Below are 1,065 nucleotides of genomic sequence, written 5' to 3'. Positions count from 1 at the left end.
ATGAGTAAAGTAGAAGAAATAACAAGAGAATCTTGGATATTGAACACATTTCCGGAATGGGGGACATGGCTTAATGAGGAAATCGAAGAAGAAGTAGTAGAAAAGGGAACTTTTGCTATGTGGTGGCTTGGATGTACAGGTATCTGGGTTAAGAGTGAAGGTAATACTAATATTGTTATAGACTTTTGGTGCGGTACAGGAAAAAGAACAAAGAAAAATAAATTAATGAAAAAGCAGCATCAGATGCAGAGAATGGTGGGAGGGGTAAAGTTACAGCCAAACCTTAGAACTTCTGTTTTTGTACTTGATCCTTTTGCAATAAAAGAACTTGACGCAGTACTTGCCACACATGACCATGCAGATCACATTGACCCTAATGTGGCAGCAGCGGTATTGAAAAACTGTGATCCGAGTGTACCGTTTATAGGGCCGCAGGCATGTGTTGATTTATGGGTAAGCTGGGGAGTACCTGCAGAGAGATGTAAAGTGGTAAAGCCCGGAGATACAGTAAAGATAAAAGATATAGAGCTTGTGGTATTAGAGTCATTTGACAGAACAGAGCTAGTGACAGCACCGGAAGGAGTAATACTAAAAGATAAGATGCCTCAGGATATGGACAGACTGGCAGTAAACTATCTGGTAAAAACACCAGGAGGAAATCTGTATCACAGCGGAGATTCACACTATTCAAACTATTATGCAAAGCACGGTAATGAACATAAAGTAGATGTAGCATTAGGATCATACGGAGAAAACCCGAGAGGAATGACAGATAAGATGACATCAGTGGACATTTTGAGAATGGGAGAATCATTAAAGACACAGGTAGTAATACCGTTTCACCATGATATCTGGTCGAACTTTCAGGCAGACCCGTATGAAATATTAATGCTTTGGAAGATGAAGAAAGCCAGATTAAAGTATGAGTTCAAACCATTTATATGGCAGGTAGGAGGGAAATTCATATTTCCTAATGACAAGGACAATCTGGAGTTTCACTTTGAGAGAGGATTTGAGGACTGTTTTACAATAGAGCCTGATTTACCTTTCAAGTCTATGCTGTAA

Annotated in this window: 1 protein-coding gene; it reads left to right on the top strand. The window is 39.5% G+C overall.

What is annotated here, in order from left to right; all coding sequences use genetic code 11:
* Window positions 1-1,065: L-ascorbate 6-phosphate lactonase (gene ulaG / locus NK213_RS20150; protein WP_253352683.1), on the top strand; the 1,065-nt coding region annotated here is incomplete at its 5' end.

Origin of the sequence: Sebaldella sp. S0638 (genome assembly GCF_024158605.1) — a bacterium.
Classification (GTDB): domain Bacteria; phylum Fusobacteriota; class Fusobacteriia; order Fusobacteriales; family Leptotrichiaceae; genus Sebaldella.
The sequence above is the reverse complement of the archived record's forward strand: the minus strand, read 5'-3'. Positions and strand labels throughout refer to the sequence as shown.